Source organism: Flavobacteriales bacterium, from assembly GCA_030584065.1.
Taxonomy (GTDB): Bacteria; Bacteroidota; Bacteroidia; order Flavobacteriales_F; family PHOS-HE28; genus PHOS-HE28.
Genome location: CP129489.1, coordinates 3745384 through 3766322 on the forward strand (window position 1 = coordinate 3745384; position 20939 = coordinate 3766322).

The 20939-nt window shown below is 65.0% G+C and carries 13 protein-coding genes; 5 read left to right on the forward strand and 8 right to left on the reverse strand.

The genetic code is table 11. The features are described from left to right. The first annotated feature begins 7 nt into the window (after positions 1–7). On the forward strand, positions 8–499 hold the full coding sequence (rplQ, locus tag QY325_15660) for a 50S ribosomal protein L17 (protein ID WKZ66186.1): 492 nt from the start codon (positions 8–10) through the stop codon (positions 497–499). 71 nt (positions 500–570) lie between these two features. On the opposite strand, the gene QY325_15665 is transcribed toward rplQ, so the two are convergent. After that, positions 571–1035 carry a hypothetical protein gene (locus QY325_15665; protein ID WKZ66187.1) on the reverse strand — a complete coding sequence of 155 codons (465 nt, stop codon included), beginning with the start codon at positions 1033–1035 and terminating at the stop codon, positions 571–573. Here QY325_15665 and carA point away from each other — a divergent pair. From carA to QY325_15680, 3 genes are read left to right on the forward strand one after another with little or no spacing between them, the layout of a single operon-like run. Beyond that, a complete protein-coding gene (carA, locus tag QY325_15670; GenBank protein ID WKZ66188.1) occupies positions 1028–2161 on the forward strand; it encodes a glutamine-hydrolyzing carbamoyl-phosphate synthase small subunit in 1134 nt (377 codons plus the stop codon). The two genes, QY325_15665 and carA, sit on opposite strands and share 8 nt — an antisense overlap. A gap of 10 nt (positions 2162–2171) precedes the next feature. Next, complete coding sequence (gene eno / locus QY325_15675) at positions 2172–3458, forward strand: phosphopyruvate hydratase (GenBank protein WKZ66189.1); 1287 nt, start codon at positions 2172–2174, stop codon at positions 3456–3458. Positions 3459–3514: 56 nt separating this feature from the next. Beyond that, entirely contained in the window at positions 3515–4369 is an 855-nt protein-coding gene (locus QY325_15680; protein ID WKZ66190.1) for a hypothetical protein, read from the forward strand. A gap of 8 nt (positions 4370–4377) precedes the next feature. Here the strand turns inward: QY325_15680 and QY325_15685 are convergent, their stop codons facing one another. Further along, on the reverse strand, positions 4378–6831 hold the full coding sequence (locus QY325_15685) for a M1 family metallopeptidase (GenBank protein WKZ66191.1): 2454 nt from the start codon (positions 6829–6831) through the stop codon (positions 4378–4380). Positions 6832–6932: 101 nt separating this feature from the next. Here QY325_15685 and QY325_15690 point away from each other — a divergent pair, with 101 nt between their 5' ends. Beyond that, positions 6933–8471 carry a hypothetical protein gene (locus QY325_15690; protein WKZ66192.1) on the forward strand — a complete coding sequence of 513 codons (1539 nt, stop codon included), beginning with the start codon at positions 6933–6935 and terminating at the stop codon, positions 8469–8471. On the opposite strand, the gene QY325_15695 is transcribed toward QY325_15690, so the two are convergent. The 6 genes from QY325_15695 to QY325_15720 form a co-directional block, all read right to left on the reverse strand. Continuing rightward, on the reverse strand, positions 8468–10366 hold the full coding sequence (locus tag QY325_15695; protein WKZ66193.1) for an OmpA family protein: 1899 nt from the start codon (positions 10364–10366) through the stop codon (positions 8468–8470). The genes QY325_15690 and QY325_15695 overlap by 4 nt on opposite strands. A gap of 10 nt (positions 10367–10376) precedes the next feature. After that, the gene (locus QY325_15700) at positions 10377–11309 is read right to left on the reverse strand and encodes a type IX secretion system membrane protein PorP/SprF (GenBank protein ID WKZ66194.1); all 933 of its coding nucleotides are present in this window, start codon (positions 11307–11309) and stop codon (positions 10377–10379) included. 12 nt (positions 11310–11321) lie between these two features. Continuing rightward, positions 11322–18329, reverse strand: coding sequence for a choice-of-anchor L domain-containing protein (locus QY325_15705; protein WKZ66195.1), 7008 nt, complete (start codon positions 18327–18329; stop codon positions 11322–11324). Next, entirely contained in the window at positions 18326–18697 is a 372-nt protein-coding gene (locus QY325_15710) for a hypothetical protein (protein ID WKZ66196.1), read from the reverse strand. Before QY325_15710 ends, QY325_15705 begins: the two co-directional genes overlap by 4 nt. Before the next feature lie 143 nt (positions 18698–18840). Next, entirely contained in the window at positions 18841–19578 is a 738-nt protein-coding gene (rlmB, locus tag QY325_15715; GenBank protein WKZ66197.1) for a 23S rRNA (guanosine(2251)-2'-O)-methyltransferase RlmB, read from the reverse strand. 80 nt (positions 19579–19658) lie between these two features. Next, positions 19659–20939 (reverse strand): GWxTD domain-containing protein, encoded by a 1281-nt coding sequence (locus tag QY325_15720; protein ID WKZ66198.1) that lies wholly within the window; start codon positions 20937–20939, stop codon positions 19659–19661.

Sequence of the window (20939 nt, forward strand, 5' to 3'; positions counted from 1 at the left end):
AACGACCATGAGACACGGAAACAAGAACAACGCCTTGGGCCGCAAGAAGGCCCACCGCGACGCCCTGCTGAGCAACCTGGCCGTCTCGCTGATCGAGCACAAGCGCATCGAGACCACGCTGGCCAAGGCCCGCGCGCTGCGCCGGTTCGTGGAGCCCATCATCACCCGCAGCAAGGACGACAGCACGAACAGCCGCCGCATGGTCTTCGCCGACCTGCAGAACAAGTCGGCAACGGCGGTCCTCTTCCGCGATGTGGCCCCCAAGGTGGCGGAGCGTCCCGGTGGATACACCCGCATCATCAAGCTGGGCAATCGCCTAGGCGATGCGGCTGAGATGGCCATGATCGAACTGGTGGACTTCAACACCGTTTACGTGAAGGAGAAGGCCGGCGCCGAGGCGAAGAAGACGCGCCGCAGCCGCCGCAGCACCGGCAAGAAGGCCGAGGGCGGCGCTGAGGCCAAGGCTGAGGGCGGTGCCGAGGAGGCCAAGGGCGAGTGATCGCCGCAATGAGATTCGCGGGGAGGCGCTCGAGAGGGCGCCTCTTTGCGTTGGGCTGTATTCGTTCATGGTCAACCCAAGGGAGTGTCATCCGTCCGCGTCCAGCGATGCGGCTCGGCCCTTCCATCCGGTACGCTGCACTCCTTGCGCTCGCGGCGATGTGCGCCATGCCGCTGCATGATCAGCCTGGGCGCCATCACCAGCTCATCCTGAAAGGGCGCATCACCGATGGCATCATCGGCGAGCCCGCCCCATTCACATGGATCGAAGCGGCTGGAGGCAATGCAAGTCCGCGCACCGCAGACATCATTGGGGCTGCCTGCTCCGGCCGGATCTGCCTCCTGGGCGTTGAGCGGTTCTGCGCCAAGGGCGATGGGCCCCGCACCGAAACCGTGGAGCTCCGCCGCGACCGGGCAGTGAATCTCGACAAGAGGCTTTCCCTTATCCGCGCTGACCTTTTCAACAGCTGTGGAAGATCCCTCCCGCCCGCATGCGAAGGGCCGGGTATCTTCGCGCCCGCTGCCCGTCATGCTCATCAGCCAACGCCCCGAAGCCGTCCTGCTCCTCGCCGACGGTACGCTGTTCAGGGGCCGCGCCATTGGCGCCCCTGGCATCGCGGTGGGAGAGGTCTGCTTCAATACCGGAATGACCGGCTATCAGGAGGTATTCACGGACCCCAGTTACACCGGGCAGATCATGACGATGGCCTCGCCGCACATCGGCAACTACGGGGTCAAGGCGGGCGAGGAGGAGAGCGGAAAGGTCACCATCGCGGGCCTGGTGGTGAAGAAGTTCAGCAACGTGTGGAGCCGTCCAGGTGGCACCGGGTCGCTGGATGATTACCTTAAGGCCGCAGGCGTGGTCGGAATCAGCGACATCGATACGCGCCGCCTTGTGCGCCACATCCGTGATCACGGGCACCAGAATGCCCTGATCAGCAGCAGCAGCATGGACCTCGATGCGCTCCGGCAGCGCTTGGCTGAGGCCCCCTCGATGGAGGGCCTGGAATTGAGCAGCCGGGTGAGCACGCGGGTTCCTTACGAGACTGGCCCAGCGGATGCGGAGTTCCGTGTGGCGCTTGTGGATTTCGGCGTGAAGCGCAACATCGAACGATGCCTCGGCGAGCGCAGCTGCCGGGTGCGCGTGTTCCCCATGGTGGCATCGTTGGCGGAGATGCTCGATTGGCGGCCGCATGGCTTCCTCCTGAGCAATGGCCCGGGCGATCCGGCTGCGATGCCGGCAAGCGTAGCGCTGGTTAAGGAGGTAGTGGCAACCGGCCTGCCCATCTTCGGCATCTGTCTGGGGCACCAGTTGCTTGCGGAGAGCCTGGGCATGCGCACCGGAAAGATGCACCATGGCCACAGGGGCATCAACCATCCGGTCAAGGACCTCACCACGGGACGTGACGAGATCACCTCGCAGAACCATGGTTTCGTGGTGAAGCCCTCGGATGCAGAGGCCCATGCCGATGTGCAGATCACGCATGTGCACCTGAATGATGGCAGCGTGGCGGGCATCCGGCTCAAGGGCCGCCCCGTATTCAGCGTGCAGTACCACCCGGAGGCTGGCCCGGGCCCTTACGACAGCCGTTACCTATTCGACCGCTTCGTGGAGCACATGAGGTCAAGCGTGCTCGCGGACCGGTCACCACAGAACGCCTAATCCTGCATCCATGAGCTTGATCGCCAAGATCCAGGCCCGCGAGATCCTCGACTCCCGCGGCAATCCGACCATTGAAGTGGACGTGTGGACCGATGCGGGGCACATGGGTCGCGCCGCGGTGCCAAGCGGAGCCAGCACGGGTGCCCATGAAGCCTCAGAGCTGCGGGACGGTGACAAGAAGCGGTACCTCGGCAAGGGTGTGAGGAAAGCCGTGGAGAATGTCAACGGGACGCTGAACAATGAGCTGCATGGAGCGCTGGTGACCGATCAAGCGATGATCGACCAGGCCATGATCGCGTTGGACGGCACCCCGAACAAGGGCAATCTCGGAGCCAATGCCATCCTCGGGGTCAGCCTCGCGGTGGCCAAGGCCGCCGCCAGCGAAGCCGGGCTTCCGCTCTATCGGTATGTGGGCGGGGTGAACGCCAGCCTGCTCCCTGTGCCGTTGATGAATATCCTCAACGGCGGGGCGCATGCCGACAACAAGGTGGATGTTCAGGAGTTCATGATCATGCCCGTCGGAGCCAAGCACTTCGCCGAGGGCCTCCGCATGGGGGCCGAGGTCTTTCATGCGCTGAAGGGCGTGCTGAAGAAGAAGGGGTTGAGCACCAACGTGGGCGATGAGGGCGGATTCGCGCCCGACCTGCCCAGCAACGAGGATGCGCTGAAGCTGGTGATGCAGGCCATCGAGCATGCGGGTTTCAAGCCCGGCGAGGACATCGTGCTGGCGCTGGACTGCGCGAGCACCGAGTTCTATGACGCCAAGAAGAAGCGCTACACCCTGGAAAGCACCGGGGATTCCCTGTCGAGCGCAGAGATGGCGGCCATGTGGGCCGATTGGGCGAAACGCTACCCCATCGTGAGCATCGAGGATGGCATGGCCGAGGATGACTGGGCGGGCTGGAAGTCGCTCACCGAGGCCATCGGCGACCGGGTGCAGCTGGTGGGCGATGATCTCTTCGTGACCAACACGAAGCGCCTGAGCGAAGGCATGGACAAGGGCATCGCCAACAGCATCCTGGTGAAGGTGAACCAGATCGGCACGCTGACCGAGACCATCGAAGCGGTGGAGATGGCGCATCGCGGCGGGTACACCAGCATCATGAGCCACCGCAGCGGTGAGACCGAGGACAGCACCATCGCCGACCTTGCCGTGGCCCTGAATTGCGGCATGATCAAGACGGGAAGCGCCAGCCGCAGCGATCGGATCGCCAAGTACAATCAGCTGATCCGGATCGAGGAGCAGCTCGGCACCGCTGCGCGGTATCCGGGCCGTGGACTCCGCTACGTTGGCTGAGGGCCCCGTTCTTGTCCTGCGCACGGATCACCCGGTGGCATGCGTTGTTACCGGGAATGAAGTCGCATTGGATCGTGATGGCAGGGCTTGCAGCGATGCCTGCCGGGCCTGTGAGCGGAGTCCCAAGGGAGCTGCTCGATTCCCTCCTGCGCTCGGGCCTTGTGGAGTTGCGCGCCTTCGGCTCAGGTGGCCATGCGGGCGAGGTGCTGTCGGTGGAGGCCTTCAACCCACAGGCGCGGTCCCTTCGTCTGGTGATACCGCCGGGCTGGCGCTTCGCGAGCCAGGACAGTGCCGTGCAGGACCTGCTGGTGGTGGAGGAGTCGGTGCTGGTGCTGGCCCCGCGTGCCAGCGGTGCGGTGCGGTGCCGGGTGTTCTGCTGCGAGGCTTCCAAGTCAGGCCCTCAAGCGGGGAGCGTGTATCTGGCGGGAGGCCCAGCTGATGGCCGTCTTGTGCAGCTGGCGAGGCACCTCAGCGCGCACCGTTATCCCGACCAAGCGGTGCAGCAGGCCGTTTGGTCGGTGAGCGACGGCCATCCGATCAGTGCCATCGATGGCGGGGATGCGGGCTCAACCCTTGCGCTGCGGCGCCTCGTGGCCGATGTTACCGGCCAGTCGGTGCCGTGGTACACCACAGCGTACGCTGTGCCGGAGCCGGGCAGGCTGTTCAGCAACGAGCCGGTGAGCGTGTCCGGCACGGTGGAGTTCCAGCAGCGGCATCCGGGGCTCCTGAGCATCGTTGTGAAGGATGCCGCAGGCCGCACGGTGCGCGTGATCGAGGATGGCCGCGTGCTTGAGAAGGGCCGCTTCACCATCGAGGTGGCGATGACGGTGCGCGGCTGGCCCAAGGGACGGTACAGCCTGCTCTTCGCCACGGATGGCGTTTTGCGTGAACGCCAGTCGTTCGATCTGTAGGGCCCGGCTCAGTCAACCAGCACCCTGCCCACAGCGGAGGGGGCGCCCATCGCCGGTGAGAACAGGAGCTGGTAGTTCCCGCGTGCCAGTCCCCCGAGGCCGAGCACGGCGGAGTCGCCATTCATCGGCAGCCAGCGCACAAGGCGGCCGCGTCCATCATAGAGTTCGAGGACGCCTTGCTGCTGCATCCCTCCTGTGCTTACCGTGGTAGAGTGCGCCGCAGGGTTGGGATGGATGTTCCAAGCGGTGATGCCTCCGGTCGTCTCCACGACGTTCACCGGGCTCTTGCGCCACGCCAGGCAGTACTCGCCCGCACGCAGGCCATTGATGTCGATCCGTCCGGAGCGATCGGTGGCATTGCCCACCGTATTCAGCGTCTGGTCCGGGTGCCTGACCCAGGGCCAGCGCGCATCGGGCCGGTATAGCAGCACCAGGCTGTCCTCCCGGAAGGCGAGCCCGTTGAACGGCTGCATAAGTCCGCTGTCGAACGATACCGCGGGTGCGGGCCTCCCGTCATAGGTGAAGCGAGCACTGATGCTGGCCCCCTCCGGCATGCTGCCCAGGATGCGCCAGTACCGATCGGGCGAGACCACATAGGCGAACGACTCCTCCGCCTCGGGGTCTGCGGCCACCCAGTATTCCTCCACGCGGAGCGCGAACGGGTGGGGGGTGCTGTTGACCGTTACGCGAAGGTCGGCGTTGGCATAGACCCGCGTGGCCGGCCCGGTGATGGAATCGGCATCGAAGGTCTGCGCCAGGCTGATGCGCTCATCGCCGTTGAGGATGGCCCAGCGCGGCATGAAGGGCGGTGCGGAAGCGGCCATGCTCTGCGGGCCGCCGAGCAGCTTGGGCTCAGGGTCAGTCCATGTGGTGCCATCGGCAGCCATGAAGGAGAGGGTGACGGGAACGTTCTGGTAGGGCTGGGAAGGCCCTCGTTGCTTCTGCTGCACATGGACAGTGGTGGGGAAGGTGCCGTCAGGCAGCGGTATCGCGGCCACGTCCATGGAGTCTACCTCGAAGGCGGCCCAGCCCGGTTGCAGTATCCAGTCGTTGAAGTAGTCGGTGAGGTCGAGGCCGGTGGCCTGGTTGAGATGGTCGCGCAGCATCACCGTGTTCACATGCTGCAGGGCATGGGCATCCAGGAAGCTCGTAAGGCCCCCCCGAAAGAGGCTGTCGCCCATGTAACTCCGCAGGGTATGGAGCACATCCGCGCCCTTGTTGTAGGAGTGCTCGCCGTAGGTCCATTCCTGCGGTACATCGGCCAGTGCCCACCAGCCTTCGTCGTCGAGGTGGGCGCGGAGCAGCATGGTGCGGTGGTTGGCACGCACACGGTCCCGGTAGGCGGCTTCCCCCTCCACGGCCTCGATGAAGAGGAAGCTCAGGTATTCGGCGAAGCCCTCATTGATGTACATCTCCTCGGCGCGCTCGCAGGTCACGAGGTTGCCGAACCAGCTGTGCGCCAGCTCATGGGCCATGATGTCCTGGTAGGAAAGCGACCCATTGGCGATGCTCTGCGGGTAATGGATGCTGGTGGCGTGCTCCATCGCGCCCAGCGGTGTGAGCACGTACCCGATCCGTTCCCACCTGTAGGCCCCGAACCACTCCTCGAATCGCGCCAAGGCGATGGGGAGGTTGACGAAGGAGCTCTTCATGGCGGTGGTGTCCCCGGGTTTGGCCACAAGGTCAACGGGCACCGGCTCGCCCGCAAGGCTGGGCAGGGTGTCGCGCACCACCACGTAGTCGGAGGCGGCTACTGCGGCGAGGTAAGCGGGAATCGCCGTGTCCAGCCGCCAGTGCCGCGTGCGCTTGCCGGCTGCCGGCATCCATTCGCCCAGCAGCGTTCCGTTGCACCATGCATTCCAGGCCGAGTTCGTGGTGATGATGAATTCATAGGTGCTGCGCTCCGTGAAGTTGTCGGCGCAGGGGAACCACGCTCGTCCGTAGCTGTGCGGGACGCTCTGGAAGGCCACGCCCAGGTTGTAGGTGTACTGGCTGGTGGTGTAGAGGCCACCGAATCCGCTCGGGTCCAATGCAGGGTCGCCTCGGTAATGGACTGTGACCGTGATGGTGTCCTGCATGCCGATCGGCCCCGGGAGGTCGATCATCAGGTCCTCGCCATCGTGCACGAATGGGAGCGGTATGCCTGCCAGCACCACCGAGTCGACGTTCAGCGCCAGCAGCTGAAGGGGCAACTGGGTGGCGCCTTCGGTGCGCGGGGTCGCTGTCAAGGCGCACTGGCCGGAGATCACGCTGCCCTGGCTCAGGTCCAGTTCGATTCGGTGATGAAGCAGGTCCCACGGCCATGGCGCAGGCCCGCCACCTTTCACCGCGCCGGCGTGTGCATGTCCCTTCTGCGCCTTGCAATCGTGCTGGGCGAGCGTTGCATCGGGATCGAGGAAAGCGGTGAAGAGCGCGACGAGCATAGGAATCGGCCCGATGAGCCGAATGGGAGGGCAAGCCATGTGACAAATGTACCGTTGCAAACCCTGGAGAGCGCGAAATTCGAAGGCTGTTGGGAGTCCTACATTTGGATTGTCCCTTTGGATTCGTAACCGCGTAGCCGATGAAGCCGAGCACCGAACTGCATGATCTAATCAAGTCGCTGACAAAGTCGGAGAAGCGCTTCTTCAAGCTGCACAGCGCACTCCAGAGCGGCCCGAAGAACTACCTGCGGATCTTCGACGCCATCGACAAGCAGGCCGTATACGATGAGGATGCGATCAAGAAGCAGTTCGCCAAGGAGACCTTCATCAAGCACCTGCCGTCGGAGAAGAATCACCTGTACAAGCTCATCCTCAAGGCCCTGCGGGCATTCCACGCAGAGAGCTCGGTGAGCGGCATCCTGAAGCAGGAGATCAAGAACATCGAGATCCTTTACCAGAAGGCCCTCTATTCGGAGTGCAACAAGCTGCTGCACCGTGCGAAGCGCATCGCCCGCGAGAATGAGCGGTTCTACTATTGGTTCGAGCTCCTCAGCTGGGAGAAGATGCTGCTCGAGGAGGCCTACGAGAGCGGCGAATTCACCAAGGACCTGGATGCGCTCATCGAGGAGGAGCGCGAGGTGATCGAGAAGCTCAGGAACCTTGCCGCCTACCAGATCCTCTATTCGAAGATCAACTATGTGTTCCGGAGCGGCGGCTATGTGCGCACCGAGGAGGAGCATGCGATGGTGGAGGAGATCAGCGACCACCCGCTGATCAAGGGCCGGAACACCGCCCTCAGCCGCCGTGCCGCGACCATCTGCTACTACACCCAGGGCTTCTGCCACTGGGCCAAGCGCGATTGGCGCACGAGCCTCGAGAAGTTCATGCGGGTGAAGCAGATCCTCGATGAGAATCCCTCGATCAAGGCTGATCTCGCGGAGCGCTACATCCGCACGCTGCATTACATCATCAACGCTCAGGTGGAACTGCACGACCTTGATGGTGCGCGGCAGAATACGAGGCTCATGCGGTCGCTCACGGAGGAGCCCGGCTTCGGCGGCATCAACATCGAGACGCAGGTCTTCGTGACGAGCTACCTGAGCGAGCTGCGCTTGTTGGACCGTGCCGGCGATCATGCCAAGGCCGTGGCGATGTCAGGGGAGGTCATCGAGGGCATGGAGCGCCTCGGCGACCGACTGCACAAGGAGCAGGCCCTGGAGTTCCAATGGAGCATGGCCTGCGTGCATTTCGGCGCCGGACAGATGAACAAGGCGCTGTTCTGGCTGAACAAGGTGCTCAACGACAATGAGCCCACCCTGCGCCAGGACATCTTCACCTACGCCCGCCTATTCAATCTGGTGGTGCATTATGAGCTTGGCAATTTCGACCTGCTCGGCTACATCGTCCGCTCCACGCAGCGCTTCCTTGGGAAGCGCCAGCGGGCGCACCAGGTGGAGACCCTGCTCATGGACCAGATCAAGAAGCTTGCACGCGCTGGTGAGGCAACGCAGCGGCGAGAGCTCTTCAAGTCCCTGCACGAGCAGCTGCTCGTGCAGCTCAAGGATCCGAACGAGAGCCTTGTGCTCAAGTACTTCGATGTGCTGGCTTGGGCGGAGAGCCATGTCCTCGGCCTTCCTTTCAGCGAGGTGGTGCGCCGGAGGGCCGTGCAGAAGGCCTAGTGCGCGCTGTGCTCCTCGGTGAGCATGGGCTGCACCTTCACCACCTTGAATTCGGTCCGACGGTTGGCCTGGTGCTCCTCCTCCGTGCATTCCACCCCGTCCACGCAGCGATTCACGGGCCTGCCCTCCCCATAGCCCTTCGCGCTGAGACGTTCGGGGGGCACGCCCTTGCGGATCAGGTAGTCCACGGCGCTATTGGCGCGGGCATCACTGAGCACCAGGTTGTAGGCCGTGCTCGCGCGGCTGTCGGTGTGCGACCCCAGCTCGAAGCTCAGCGACGGATTGTCGAGGAACAGACGCGCCACCTTGTCGAGCTCCTGGGCCGCATCGGGCCTGATCTCCCATCGGTCGTAATCATAGTAGATGTTCTCGATCACGATGGGCTTGTCGACCACCACGCGCCTCATGCGGAACTCCTCCTCATAGGTCCTGCTGGTGCGCTGCCCCTTGGTGCTCACCGTTCGGCTCTCCGTGAAGACGCCATCCTTGCTCGCCATCACCTCGTACAGGCGATCCACCGTCAGGGGCAGCGTGATGTGGCCGTCATCGCCGGTGAAGAGCACCACGGGCTCGGGCTCTGTGGGCTCCAGCATCCTCACCTCCACGCCAGCCATGGGCGAGCCGTCCTCCTCGTCGAGGAATGCGGCATGCAGGCTCAGTGACGGGTCATGCGAGGTGATCCGATGGATCGCATCCCTGCCGGTGCGATTGCTGCTGAGGTAGCCGCTGCGGCCGTCGCCGAGCATCACCAGCGCGAAGTCGTCGTGCTGCGTGTTGATCGGATAGTTCATGTTCTCCGGCACGGACCATTCGCCGTCCCTCAGCATGGTGCGGAAGATGTCCAGCCCGCCGATCGCACGATGGCCGTTGGAGGAGAAGTACATGGTGTCGCCCTTGATGGTGGGGAACATCTCGTTCGCTGCGGTGTTGATCGCAGGGCCCAGGTTCCGCGGATATCCCCAGCCCTCCGGCGTGCGCTGGCAGGCATAGATGTCCGTTCCGCCGAGGCCCCCGGGCATGTCGCTGATGTAGTAGAGGGTGTTCCCATCCGCACTCAGGGCGGCGTGGCCGGCGGAGAAGTCCAGGCCGTTGTAGGCGAATGAGCTCACGGCTCCCCAACTGCCATCGGGCTGTTTCTCGGCGCGGAACAGCATGAGGTGGCTGGTGCCGCTCTCGTCCTTGTTGAGCCGGAACCGGTAGTAGTCGCTTCGGGTGAAGTACATGGTGCTTCCATCAGCGCTCAGCACGGCGGGACCGTCATGGAACCGTCCGTTCACCGCTCCGGCCAGCGGAACGGCAGCGGTGGCGCCGCCGCCTGAGAGGTCTGCGGTGTACAGGTCGAGGAACGATGCACCGTTCCAGGGGTTGGCGCGGCCGGAGCCCGCTGCGCGGTCCGCGGCGAAGAGGATGCCGTTGCCGAAGGGCACTGCGCCGAACGCGCTGTGCACGCCGGGGATGTGCACCGGTGCCACGGTGAACAGCGTGGTGTCCTCGTAGAAGGCCTCCTGGTCGGCGATGGAAAGGCCCATCTCGCGCGCAACCGCGTCCTCGGGGCGCTCGGCAAGCACCTGCTCGAGGAGCCGGGCCGCCTCTCCGGTGCGGCCCAGGGACTGCAGCGCCCGGCCGAAGGCAAGGGCTTCCTCGGAGGAGAGCGGCGCCATGCGTTCCGCATACGCGTACCAATCGGCGGCCTTTGCGTACTGGTTCAGGCGGGCATAGGCATCCGCAGTTCGGAGCGCCAGCGCGCGGTCGTTGATGCGCGCAAGGGCCTTTTCATAGTGGCAGGCGGCGTCGGCATAGGCCATACGGCCATGGGCCTTGTCCCCTTGCAGGGCATGGTGCTGCGCGCACCCGGCCAAGGCGATTGCGAGGAGGGGGAGTGCGAGCTTGTTCATGGCCATGCGCTTAGAAGTACCGCGGCGACTTGATGCGGACGAGTTCCTTTCCGAAGTCGAGCCCCAGCATCACCTCGTGGCTGCCCGTGGTGTAGCTGCGCAGACGCGAAGTGGTCATGTCGTAGGCATAGCCGATGCGCAGCTGCGGGCTCACCTGGTACTCGGCCATGGCCACCAGGGCATCACCGGTCCGGTAGCCCAGGCCCAGCCAGATGCGTTCCCGGTAGAGTACGTTGCAGTTCACATCGGCCTCCATCGGTGCACCCGGTGAGTACTTGATGAGCGTGCTGGGCTTGATGTCCAGCGATTCGCCCAAGGGGAAGACCTTTCCCGCGTTCAGGTAGTAGTGCTGCGTGAAGTAGTGCTGCATGGCATGAGGCGCGTCGAGGGTGATGCGCCCGTCCGCCGCGTAGATGGTGGGTACGCTGAGGCCGACGTAGCTGCTGGCGTCATACCAGTAGATGCCGAAGCCGAACTTGCCCACGGGGGCATTCGCGATGTCGGACTGGTACATCGGGTCGTTCGCGTCCCAGTACCGCAGGTCACTGAGGCGCGCGCTGTAGAGCGAAAGGCCGCCGCGCAGCCCAAGCGCGATGCGGCTGCTCGGGCCCACGCGGAGGTGGTAGGCATAGTGCGCGCTGATGTCGAGGTCGCGGCTGATGCCGATCTGGTCATGCACCAATGAGAAGCCGACGCCCATCCGGTTGCCCATGAGCGGGCCGTCGATGGCGAGCATGCTGGTGCGCGGTGCGCCCTCCATCTGCATCCACTGGCTCCGGTGCAGCAGGCTGGAGGTGGCGTATCCGTGGCTGCCCGCATAGGCCGGATTGAGGAAGAGCCCGTTGAACATGTATTGGCTCACCATCACCTCCTGCTGCGCGGAAGCGGCCAGCCCGGCCAGGATCATCCCGGCCGATAGGATTCGCCGCACTGGATTCTTCATGTGGCTGCTGGATCAGCGGCGGAGGTCGACGTACCCCTGCAGGGTGCGCTCGCCGTTGTTGATGTTGAGGATGACGAAGTAGGTGCCGTTGGGCAGCGCATCCCCGGTGCTGCTGTCCCCGCTCCAGTCGTTGCGGTAGTTCAGCTGTTCGAAGACCACGTTGCCCCAGCGGTTGAGCACGGTGAGCAGGTTGGCCGGATGGGCATCGAGCCCTTGGACGATGAAGGCGTCGTTGAATCCGTCCTGATTCGGCGTGAATCCCGTGGGCATGATGAGGTCCTCGGGCGCAGTCAGTTCGATGGTGAGCTGCGCACTGCAGCCGTTCGCATCGGTCACCGTTACCGTGTAGATGCCGGCCCCGAGCGCGTTCGCAGCGCTCCCTGAGGCGCCATTCGACCAGCTGTACGCATAGGGCGGGGCACCACCGCTAACGGAAAGATCGATGCTGCCATCCTGGCCTTGATGCGTGCTCACCTCATATCCGCCGGAGTAGTTGCTGGTCACGGCATCGATGATCAGCTCGGGGCGCTCCTCGATGGTCCAGGCCTGGCTCCAGGTACAGCCATTGGAATCCGTGATCATGATCGCATAGGTGCCAGCGGAAAGGCCCATGGCATCGCTGGTGGCGAGCCCGTGGCTCCACGCATAGGCGAATGGAGCGGCGCCGGAGGTGACGTTCACGGTGATGCTGCCGTCGGTGCCGCCGTGGCAGATCGCGTCGGAGGCGGTCCCTTCCGCGACCAGCGGGGGAGTGGACCCAACGAGGGCCTCAGCGGTGGCGGTGCAGCCATTGGCGTCGGTGACGACCACGGAATAGGAGCCGCCCGCCAAGCCATCGAGGTTCTGCATGGTGCTGCCTTGGCTCCAGGCGTAGATGTAGGGAGCGGTACCGCCCGACACCGCCAGATCGGCCGTGCCCGTGCTTTCTCCGCACGAGGCATCGCTTGCGGTCGTTGATGCGGTGAGGGCCTCGGGGCCCGTCAGGGTTACGCACTGCTGCGCTGCGCAGCCATTGGCATCGGTTGCCGCAAGGCAATAGGCGCCGGGCGCAAGGCTGCCGATGGCGGCGCCGGAGGCCGCGAAGCCGCCTGGTCCCGACCATTGGAAGCTGATGCTGCCGGCACCGCCGCTGATTTCGGCGACGATGCTCCCATCGTCAGCGCCGGCGCAGGAGATGTTCACGCCCCCATTGAACAGCCCGGGGACCAGTTCGGTCACGATGGCGTCCGGAGCGGAGAGGAGGAGGTCATGCGTCGCCGTGCAGCCGTTGATGTCCGTGACCGTTAGCGTGTATGCACCGGGTGAGAGGCCCGCCAGCGCAGCGAGGTCGCTGCTGAAGCCTGCGGGTCCGCTCCAGTTGATGGTGTACCCTCCGCTGCCGCCGGAGAAGAGGGCCTCCAGCGTGCCGTCGGCGGCGCCCGGGCAGCTGATGCCGTAGCCATTGTAGGCACTGGCGATGGCACCTGCTTCCAGCGCACTATCGGGCTCGGTGAGGGTCACTTCCGTCGCGAACGCGCATTGGTTCGCATCGATCACGACGAGCTCGTAGGCATAGGTACCGGCAGGCAGGCCGGTGATATCCTCACTGCTGAAGGCGAGGCTGTCCGGACCGCGCCAATCGAACGTGTAGGGTCCTGAGCCGCCGCTCACGGTGGCGTCGATCCAGCCGTCACTGGCGCCATGGCAACTCACATTGGAGCCGCTGGGATAGTTGCTGACCTGCAGGCTGGCGCCGATCTGTGAGGGCGGCTCGGTGAGCGCGATCAGCGTATCCAGCTGGCAGCCATTGCCATCGGTGATGCTCACGCTGTAGGTGCCTGCAACGAGGCCATTGTTCAAGGGGGTATTCGAGGCGAATCCACCCGGCCCTGCGATCATCACCGTCCATGGCGCGGTTCCGCCCACGGGTTCCAGCTCGATGACGCCGCTGCTGTCCCCTTGACACTGCAGGTTGTAGCTGCCGTAGAAGGATACGTATGCTCCAGTGCCCAGCGGGAGCGGGCTGTCCACGGCGGCGGTGAGCGTGGCGGTGCAGCCGAGGGCGTCGGTGATGGCCACCGTATAGTCTCCGTTTGAGAGGCCTGTGATATCCTCGACCGCGCTGGCGAATCCTCCGGGACCGCTCCATGCGAAGGAGTAAGGTGCAGCGCCGCCCACCACCGTGAGGTCGATCAGTCCTGCGGCCCCTGTCGGGCAGTTGTTCGCGGTGCTTGAGAACGTCACCTCCAGCGGCGGAGGGGCGGTGAGCGTAATGGTTGCCACGGCCTGGCAGCCGTTGGCATCGTTGATGACCAGTGCATAATTTCCGGCTGCAAGCCCGCTGATCGAGGCTTGCGTGCTGGTGAATCCACCGGGGCCGCTCCAAGCGATGCCATAGGGTTGCGTTCCGCCGGCGATGTTCACCGAGGCGCTCCCATCGTTCCCTTGGCAGCTGACGCCGTACCCGTTGAGGTCGGTGACCGAGGGCGTGGCAGCCAGCGGCTGCGGCGCTTGCAGCGTGATGGAGGCAGCCCCGGTGCAGCCGTTGGAATCGGTCACGGTCACGGAGTAGTCACCGGAGGCCAAGCCGGTGATGGAGGGCGCTTGACTGCTGTATCCATCAGGGCCGCTCCATGCATAGCTGTGGCTGCCTGTTCCGCCTGTTGCATTGGCCACCGCGCTTCCATTGCTCAATCCGGCGCAGGGGATCGCATGGCCGCCGTTGTAGCTGCTGGCAGTGATGGTGACTGAGATGCCCGATGGTTCGGCGATCGACAGCTCGGCATTGCCGATGCACCCGCTGGCATCGGTCACGGTGAGCGCATAGGTGCCGGCCCCGAGCCCGTCGATGCTGGCGCTTGCCGCTGCAAAGCCATCCGGTCCGCTCCATAGCAACGTGTAAGGGGCGCTGCCGCCAGTGATTCCGGAAGCGATTGCACCGTCGGCGGCTCCGGGGCAGGTCACTGCCGCCTGTTCCGCATTGAGTGAGATGGCCAGCGCATCGGGCGCGACGAGGTCGTAGGTGGCCGTGGCGGAGCAGCCGTTGGCATCGCTCACCTGCACCGAATAGGCGCCGGCACCTATTCCGCTGAGGTCTTCCGTGGCATCACCCGTGCTCCAGTCGAAGAGATAGGGCCCGGTGCCGCCGGAAGCGGTGAGGTTGATGCTGCCATCGGTGGCATCGGAGCAGCTCACATGGCTGCCATTCGCACCGGAAAGGATGGCGGTGAGGCCGATGGGCGCGGGCGCTTCAAGCACCGCCAGCACCGAAGTGCTGCACCCGTTGGCGTCCGTAACCGTGGCTTGGTAGCCGCCCGCTTCAAGTCCGCTGATATCCTCTTCAATGCTGGCGTACCCTAGGCCATTGCTCCAGACGATGGAATAGGGAGGGGCTCCGCCGAGCACGGCAAGGTCGATGGCGCCGTCCGCAGCGCCGGCGCAGGAGATCGCTGAGCCGCCCGGGTGGAAGAAGGGTGTGGCGGTCGCGGTGAGTGCCGGGGGAGCGGTGATGGTCGCGGATGCCGTGGCGGTGCATCCGTTCGCATCCGTGGCGGTAACGGTATAGCCGCCCACTGCGAGGTCCTGGATCGTCGCTCCGCTTGCCACGAATGCATCGGGCCCGCTCCAGGCGAAGGTGATGGGCGCGATGCCGCCGGAAACGGATGCGGAAAGGACACCATCGGATGCGCCGGCGCAGCTTGTGCCATAGCCATTGTAAAGCGCTGCGGTAATCGAGGTGGTCAGCGTGTCCGGCGCCGTGACCTCGATCTGGGCCGATTCCCGGCATCCGTTGCTGTCCGTCACGGTGAGCAAGTAGGTGCCGGCCCCAAGGCCGCTGATATCCGCATCAGCGCTGGTGTACCCACCCGGTCCTGACCAGGATACCGTGAGCGGTGCCGTGCCGCCTGAGATCGTGGCATCGATCGCCCCGTCCATTGCATCGGGGCAGCTCACGCCTGCGCCGTTGTGATCGGCCACGGTGAGCGATATGACGATATCGCCCGGCTGGGTCACGGTGTAGGTGGCGGATGCGGTGCAGCCGTTGGCATCGGTGGCGACGAGCTGGTAACTCCCGCTCGCCAATGCGCTGATGTCTTCCGTCGTAGCGGCGAATCCCTCAGGCCCGCTCCATGCAAAGCTCAACGCCCCTGTGCCGCCTGAGGCTGCTGCATCGATGGCGCCGCTCGCCAGGCCGGAGCACTCGGCAGGGCTCACCGATGCGGTGACGGCGATCGCTGGGGGTTCGGTCAGCGTGAATGCGGTGTCGTAGACGCACCCGAGCGCGTCGAAGGCATGCAGGTAGTAGACGGCCGGCCCGAGGCCCGTGAGGTCCTCGATGCCGGTGGCGTTGCCGAAGCTGTCGCTCCACTGATGCGTGTAGGGCGCAAGGCCTCCGCTCATCTGCAGGTCCACGGCAGCATTCTCGGCCCCGTTGCAGCTGATCGGCGTTACCGCCAGGGTGACCGCCAGCGGACCCGCGGGACCAAGGATCGTGAGCGGCACGTACTTCGTTTCGTCACAGCCGTTGTTGTCCGACACGGCCACGAGGTAGTCGCCCGGGGCGAGCCCGGTGGCGGTGAGGCCGGTCTGTGGCGGAGCCGTGTTCCAGAGGATGCTGTAGGAGCCGCTGCCGCCGCTCACATCAAGCGTGGCGGTGCCATCGGCCTCGCCGAAGCAGGTGACGTGCGTGACGGATTCGAAGTAGGCCCAGAGCTCGGCGGAAGCGCCGCCCACGATCGCTGCCGCAGCCGTTTCGCAGCCGAGCGCATCGGTGACCGTCACGGTGTAGCTGCCCGCAAGGAGGCCTGTGGCGCTCGGACCGCCCTGTGCAGGGCTGGTGTTCCATGCAAAGGCATAAGGTGCGGTGCCTCCGGTGGCAGCAGCCTGTGCGCTGCCCGTGGCCGCATCGAAACACAGTGCATCGGTCGTGCCCGTGATTACGGCTTGGAGCGGCTGGAGCGGCTGGCCGATAACGGCTTCCGCGATTGCGGTGCAGCCATAGGCGTCCGTGATGGTGCAGGTGTAGGTGCCCGCGGCCAATCCGTCGGCCACCGTGCCGTCCTGACCGGGACTGGTGGACCATGCGTAGCTATAGGGTGCATTACCGCCCGCTGCCAGGATGGATGCCGAACCATCGTTGCCGCCATGGCAGCTGGCATCCGCAATGGAGGCCACGGTGCCCGTCAAGGGTGGTGGCTCAACCAGCATATACGTTGCCGTAGCGCTGCAGCCATGAGCGTCCGTCGCCGTCAGCTGATAGTTGCCGGCAGCGAGGCCGCTGAGGTTCTGCTGCACGGCTGAGAATCCGTTGGGGCCGGACCAGGCAAAGCCATAGGGCCCGGTCCCGCCATCGATGTTCGCACTCAGCGCACCGGTGCTTTCGCCGCCACAGGCGATGTTCTGCCCGAAAGGGAGGATGGAAGGGGTGAGTGCGATGGAGAGCGGCGCCGGGCTGCCCACGTTGAATGCCCGCGTGTGGTTGCATCCATTCGCATCGGTGATGGTTACGGCATAGTCGCCGGTTCCGATCCCCACCAGGTCCTCGGTGGCGGCGGTGAATCCGTCGGGCCCCGTCCAAGCGAAGGAGTACGGCGCTTGGCCACCACCGATCGTCAAGCCGATCGCGCCGTTGGATGCACCATGGCAGAGGGGTTGGACGATGGTGCCGGTGATCACCGGGTCGCTCACCTCCACCATGCGACTGACCGTGCGGGTGCAGGCTCCCGAGGCAACGGTGAGCGAATAGGCTGTGGTTGAGGTCGGAGAGGCGATAGGATTCGGGCAATCGCTGCAGCTGAGTCCTGCTGCCGGGCTCCAGCTGTAGGTGGACCCTCCCGTCACGCTGATTGGCACGGATCCCCCCGGGCAGATGGTGGCATCGGGCGAAACCGCTACGGTGAGCGAGTCGGAGAGCGGCACGGTCAAGGAGTCGAGCACGGCACCCGCGCAATAGGGATTGCCCAAGAGGAACAGCAGCGTCTCAGCAGGCTCTTGCAGCCCGTCCACGATTGGTGTGATGGGGACATCCGCATGCGCAGCACCCGCGGGGATGACGATGGTTTTCGCCATGTCCGGGTCGGGGTCGCCGATGACGGCATAGTCCACACCGTTGATGGCCGAGCCTTGCAGGTAATAGGTCAATGTCACCGGGGTGGGCAGCACGGGATCGCGCGTGAACCGCACGAAGCCCGGGTTGCAGCCCTCCACGAGCTCGGCCCCGCCATTGGCGGTGACTGCGCTCAAGGTGATGCTGGGACTCTGGATGCGCTCGATGAAGACCCAGCTGTCGAACTTGCGGTCGCTGGCATCCGCCACGATCAACTTGAGGTGGTAGGTCTGGCAGGGCTGAACCGGGGAGCGCGCCACCAGATTGCGCGTGAAGCCATCCATCTGCAGCTGCTGTCCGCCCGGGTTGTGCTGGAAGTGCGCGCTGTTCTGCCCTGCGTTCACATTGTTGATGGCCACGGCGGTGCTCGTGCTGGGGATGAGCGCGATGTTCCGGTCGTTGCCGATGCCCGGGTCGCCGGTGATGCCTGGCCCGCTGATGAAGAACCCGAAAACGTCGTTGTATTGCGAGCCCACCCACTCGTTGTACTCCTCGCTGCCGAAGACGAAATTGAAGCTGAGGCTGTCGCCGCTGGGAATCACGTCGAATTCGAAGCGGCATGCATCATAAGTGGTGCGGCCGGTGACGGCATTGAGGATGGAGCTGCCCGGCGTGCCTTGCTGGAAGGTGCGGTTCTCCGCGTTGTTGGGGCCGATAGCGTCCGTGATGCGGCCGCTCGTCAGCACCACCCCGGCATCGAGCCCGAGCAGTCCGCCGCTGTTGGTGAATGAGCCGTAGCCCTCCCCATGGCAGGTGATGGTCGGGTTCAGGATCTGAACGCCGTTGCCGGTGATCGTCTGGGCCAGCGCCTGCAGATCGGTCTGGGGCGCAACGCTCAGCTGAGCCCGTAGGCCTGAGGCGATGAGCACGACGCTGCTCGCCAGTGCCGCGCGGCGAAGCGCTTGGCGGATGCCGGGTTGCGCCTGCCGGATCATCGGTTGCGTTGTTGGGCGCAGGCCTCCTCGGCCTCCGACAGTCCATGGTCGACTTCGGTGATCCGTGCCGCGTGGATGCGCGCGCGCATCACCGGCAGGGAGCGTTCCTTCGCCATCGACCGGGGGCCGCCCTCGGTGGCCTCGAAGACCAGCAGCCCTGCAGGGACGCAGGCGAAGACCAGCTTCAATCCCGGCTCTGCGGCCAGTGAACGGGTCAGCGCATCGCGGTCCTGTGTCGTAAGCCCTTCCACCTGAACGGCATAGGTGCGGTGGCCTTGTGACCCGGATTGTCCTTGGGCCTCTATGGAGGAGAGCAGGATGGCGGCCGCTACTGCAAGCATCCATCCGAAGCATGTGGTCTGCTTCATCGTCCTGATGTTCGGGGCTCTGCGGGGAGTGGTCCGCCGTAGCCGGTCAGTTCTGGACGCGTTATACCGCCGGAGGACCTTTAAGGTTCCTGTGGGGGGAGCGGGTGCAGGATCGGCACCCTGTCCAACGGCCGTTGAACAGGTCAGGCAGGGCGTCGGCTGAGGGCGGCATGCAGCGCGATGCCTGCCGCCACGCTCACGTTCAAGGAGCCTATGGCTCCGGCCATGGGGATGCGGGTCAGCTCATCGGCCATGCGGAGCACCGCCTCGGAGAGCCCTTCACCCTCCGCGCCCAGCACCAGAACGAGTGGTCCGCCAAGGTCGGCTTTCTCCAGCGGAGTGGTGCCCTTCTCGGTGAGGGCGACGATCCGAAGGCCATGCGCTCGCGCGCGGTTCAGCCCGTCGGTGAGGCGTCCCACGCGGCACACGGGTTTGCGCACCAAGGCCCCTGCGCTGCTCTTCACGGCATCGCTGCCCAATCGTGCCGTGCCCTGCTTGGGCACCAGCAGGGCATGCGCGCCGAAGCACTCCGCACTGCGCGCGATGGCACCGAGGTTGCGCACATCCGTCACCTGGTCGAGCGCCACGATCAACGGGGTTTCGCCGCGCTCATAGGCCATGGCGATCACCTCGTCGAGGTCCTGTTCTTCCACCTGGCTCAGCAGGCCGATGACGCCCTGATGCTCCGTACGGGTGAGCCGATCGAGCTTCTCAACGGGCACGGGCTGCCAGGGGATGCCCCGCTCCAGGGCCAGCGCCCTGATCTCCCGTATGCCATCGCCTCCGGCTTCCCGGCGCAGGAGGATCTTCTCCACGTTCTTGCCCGCGCGGATCGCTTCGATCACGGGCCATATCCCGCAGATGAGTTCCTTGTCAGCCATGGTCGGTTTGCGCTGCCCGCATCGGTTCGGAGCCTGCCGGGCGCAGTGGATTTGGGGCGTGGGGCATGGTGCGGACGGGCTCAGTTCTGGTGGACGCGGCCGTTTCGCCAGCTCTCCACATTGCGGTACCAAGCGCCCTTGAACATCGGATCGCGGTCCAGCCGGTAATCGTTGTCGCTGAGTGCGCTCGGGCGCTTCACGAAGTTGAAGGAAAGGCTCATGATGTTGTTCTCCTCCCCGTAGGTCCAGGTCTCGCCCGTTTCGCTCCGGTAGATGGAGGTCGGCGTGCCGAAGATGATGTGCACGAGGCCACGATCGGTTCGCCAGCCCTCCACCACGGAGCTGAAATGCCGGTTGGCATTCTCCACGCGTCCGTAGTATATGCGGATGGCCTCCCTGGCGCGCTCGCGGTCACCGGCCGCGTCAAGCCAGAATCGCTCCATCGCCTTGCGTGCATCGGGTTCATTCGTCATCCGCTCGTATTCCTGTGTGCTGGTGATGTAGCGCAAGGGGCGCAGCAGGTCGTGCGGCTCATCAACGTATGGAAAGGCGGTTTCCAGCACTGTGAGGACGTAGCAGTCCCCTTGGCCGGTAGCCGAATCCGCGCAGAACCGGTAGGCCCCCGGCCGCAAGCCGCCCAGGATGGCCTTGCCGGCAGAGTCGAGCGGCACCGTGAAGGCGGAATCCGCAGCGACATCGTCGTTATTGCGCGTATCCTGGCTGAACACGGGCATCGGTAACGCGGCATCCAAGGGGTGCCGTGTGACGCTGATCGGACGCCCGGCCATCGCTTCATTCCTCAGCGCCACGGGCCTTCCGAGGGGCAGGTGGTCCTCGAAGAGCGGCAGCCCCGTCGCCGGGTCGATCGGCATGAAGTACTGCTGCGACCCGGGTGCTCCGTCGTGCACGCGCAGCATAACCACCGTTTCATTGTCTCGGTTGAGGTCGCGCGCGGCCACCTTCACCACGAAGCTGCTGCCCGGGCGCCGGCGCAGCTGCATGCTGCCGATCAGCTCGCGCTCTTCGCCAGGCGCATCGCTGCGGTCCTGTACCAGGGTGCTGGCGCTGTCGATCACCTGGCGCGACGACCATGCGGCGAAGGCCCCGTAGGTGATGCGCACGCGGGCTTTGAACGGACCGCCCTCCCCATCGCCTTTGTAGAGCAGGTCGGCGGTGTTCAACTTGAAGTAAAGGGTCGTGAGTCCGGCGTCCGAGTGATGCACGCGCGCATCCAGTCGTATGGAGGCCGGTCCCCTGCCATAGACGTGGACCAGGTTGTCGCGCTGGAGCAGGGGGGGCCGCGAGCCGCAGCCCGCTGCGAGCAGTGCCAGGAGCACGAGGATGGTCGGTGCGGTCCGCAT

Coding starts and splice junctions, on each gene's coding strand:
- rplQ (WKZ66186.1), top strand. CDS start 8: ATGAGACACGGAAACAAGAACAACGCCTTGGGCCGCAAGAAGGCCCAC.
- carA (WKZ66188.1), top strand. CDS start 1,028: ATGCTCATCAGCCAACGCCCCGAAGCCGTCCTGCTCCTCGCCGACGGT.
- QY325_15665 (WKZ66187.1), bottom strand. CDS start 1,035: ATGAGCATGACGGGCAGCGGGCGCGAAGATACCCGGCCCTTCGCATGC.
- eno (WKZ66189.1), top strand. CDS start 2,172: ATGAGCTTGATCGCCAAGATCCAGGCCCGCGAGATCCTCGACTCCCGC.
- QY325_15680 (WKZ66190.1), top strand. CDS start 3,515: ATGAAGTCGCATTGGATCGTGATGGCAGGGCTTGCAGCGATGCCTGCC.
- QY325_15685 (WKZ66191.1), bottom strand. CDS start 6,831: ATGGCTTGCCCTCCCATTCGGCTCATCGGGCCGATTCCTATGCTCGTC.
- QY325_15690 (WKZ66192.1), top strand. CDS start 6,933: ATGAAGCCGAGCACCGAACTGCATGATCTAATCAAGTCGCTGACAAAG.
- QY325_15695 (WKZ66193.1), bottom strand. CDS start 10,366: ATGAACAAGCTCGCACTCCCCCTCCTCGCAATCGCCTTGGCCGGGTGC.
- QY325_15700 (WKZ66194.1), bottom strand. CDS start 11,309: ATGAAGAATCCAGTGCGGCGAATCCTATCGGCCGGGATGATCCTGGCC.
- QY325_15705 (WKZ66195.1), bottom strand. CDS start 18,329: ATGATCCGGCAGGCGCAACCCGGCATCCGCCAAGCGCTTCGCCGCGCG.
- QY325_15710 (WKZ66196.1), bottom strand. CDS start 18,697: ATGAAGCAGACCACATGCTTCGGATGGATGCTTGCAGTAGCGGCCGCC.
- rlmB (WKZ66197.1), bottom strand. CDS start 19,578: ATGGCTGACAAGGAACTCATCTGCGGGATATGGCCCGTGATCGAAGCG.
- QY325_15720 (WKZ66198.1), bottom strand. CDS start 20,939: ATGCGGACCGCACCGACCATCCTCGTGCTCCTGGCACTGCTCGCAGCG.